Origin of the sequence: Bradyrhizobium oropedii, assembly GCF_020889685.1 — a bacterium.
GTDB classification, from domain to species: domain Bacteria; phylum Pseudomonadota; class Alphaproteobacteria; order Rhizobiales; family Xanthobacteraceae; genus Bradyrhizobium; species Bradyrhizobium oropedii.
In genome coordinates, this window is sequence record NZ_JACMYO010000395.1 from 1 (window position 1) to 1967 (window position 1967).

Consider the following 1967-nt stretch of genomic DNA (forward strand, 5'->3'; position numbering starts at 1 on the left):
GCTGCGGCTCCGGCTGCGGGCGCTGCGGCTCCGGCCGCGGGTGCCAAGGCTCCCGCCGGCGGTGGCGACAAGAAGAAGTAATCGATCAGGTCGGCGCGCGATCCTCTGATGGCGCGCCGATTCGGGATGCCGCGCCATGCGCCTTTTTGTCGGTCTCGGTAATCCCGGCGCGAAATACGCCAGCAACCGGCATAATATCGGTTTTCTGGCGGTCGACGAGATTCAACGGCGTCATGGTTTCGCACCATGGCGCCGTCGCTTTCAGGGCGAGACCTCCGAAGGCGTCGTCGATCGCGAGAAGGTCGTGCTGCTGAAGCCGGCTACCTTCATGAACGAGTCCGGGCGCGCGGTGCAGGAGGCGGCGAACTTCTTCAAGCTCGCGCCCGCCGACATCACCGTGTTCCAGGACGAGCTCGAACTGCCGCCCGCCAAGGTGCGGGTCAAGGTCGGCGGCGGCATCGCCGGCCATAACGGGCTGCGCTCGATCTCCGCGCATATCGGCAACGAATATCGGCGGGTGCGGCTCGGGATCGGTCATCCCGGCGTCAAGGAGCTCGTGCACAGCCACGTGCTGTCGGACTTCGCCAAGAGCGACCGGGCGTGGGTGGAGGCCTTGTGCCAGGCCGTCGCCGACAATGCCGGCCTGCTGGCTGCGGGGCACGACGCCTCGTTCGCCAACAAGGTGCATCTGACGATGCAGGCCAAGGGATTTTTCGACAAGGGTGAGAACGGTGGCGAGAAGCCGGCCTGATCCCCTTGTGGTCGCGTCCGGCACGAGGCCGGGCATGACGAAACTGGACAGAGGAAGACATGGGATTCAAATGCGGGATCGTCGGGCTGCCTAACGTCGGCAAGTCGACGCTGTTCAATGCGCTGACCGAGACGGCGGCCGCCCAGGCGGCGAACTATCCGTTCTGCACCATCGAGCCGAATGTCGGCGAGTGGCAGTACCCGATCCGAGGCTGGAGAAGCTCGCGGCGGTCGCGAAATCCGCGCAGATCATTCCGACCCGGCTGACCTTCGTCGACATCGCGGGCCTCGTGCGCGGCGCGTCGCAGGGCGAAGGCCTCGGCAACCAGTTCCTTGCCAACATCCGCGAGGTCGACGCCATCGCCCATGTGGTGCGCTGCTTCGAGGATTCCGACATCACCCATGTCGAAGGCAAGATCGCGCCGCTCGCCGACATCGAGACCATCGAGACCGAGCTGATGCTGTCCGACCTCGACAGCCTCGAGAAGCGCGTCGACAACCTCACCAAGAAGGCCAAGGGCAACGACAAGGAAGCCAAGGAGCAGCTCGAGCTCGTCAACCGCGCGCTGGCGTTGCTGCGCGACGGCAAGCCGGCCCGCGGGATGGAGCGCAAGCCGGAGGAGGAGCGTGCGTTCCGCATGCTCGGGCTCCTGACCTCGAAGCCCGTGCTCTATGTCTGCAACGTCGAGGAAGGCTCGGCCAAGGCCGGCAACAATTTCTCCAAGGCGGTGTTCGAACGCGCCAAGGAAGAGGGCGCCGTCGCGGTCGTGATCTCCGCCAAGATCGAATCCGAGATCGCGACGCTGTCGCGCGAGGAGCGTGTCGACTTCCTGGAGACATTGGGCCTTGAAGAGGCCGGGCTCGACCGGCTGATCCGCGCCGGCTACCAGCTGCTCGATCTCATCACCTATTTCACCGTCGGCCCGAAGGAAGCTCGCGCCTGGACCATCGACCGCGGCACCAAGGCGCCTGCGGCCGCCGGTGTGATCCATACCGATTTCGAGAAGGGCTTCATCCGCGCCGAGACCATCGCGTATGAGGATTATGTCACCGGCAACGGCGAAGCCGGCGCGCGCGATGCCGGCAAGCTGCGGCTTGAAGGCAAGGACTACGTCGTCACCGACGGCGACGTGATGCATTTCAGGTTCAATACCTGATCGCTCTGTTCAGCTGCGCATGAGCGGCAGCGAATTAAGCGCCGCTCTCTCCCACGTCGT

The 1967-nt window shown here is 65.0% G+C and carries 1 protein-coding gene and 1 pseudogene; both read left to right on the plus strand.

Features of this window, described 5'->3' with window-relative positions; all coding sequences use genetic code 11:
• Positions 1 to 136 precede the first annotated feature (136 nt).
• Positions 137 to 751 carry an aminoacyl-tRNA hydrolase gene (gene pth, locus H8A95_RS42770; RefSeq protein ID WP_229188417.1) on the plus strand — a complete coding sequence of 205 codons (615 nt, stop codon included), beginning with the start codon at positions 137 to 139 and terminating at the stop codon, positions 749 to 751.
• Positions 752 to 810: 59 nt separating this feature from the next.
• Positions 811 to 1907, plus strand: a pseudogene (gene ychF / locus H8A95_RS42775) (redox-regulated ATPase YchF).
• The last annotated feature ends 60 nt before the right edge of the window (positions 1908 to 1967 follow it).

Excerpts from the sequence above, each read along its gene's own strand:
- pth (WP_229188417.1), top strand. The coding sequence starts at position 137 with ATGCGCCTTTTTGTCGGTCTCGGTAATCCCGGCGCGAAATACGCCAGC.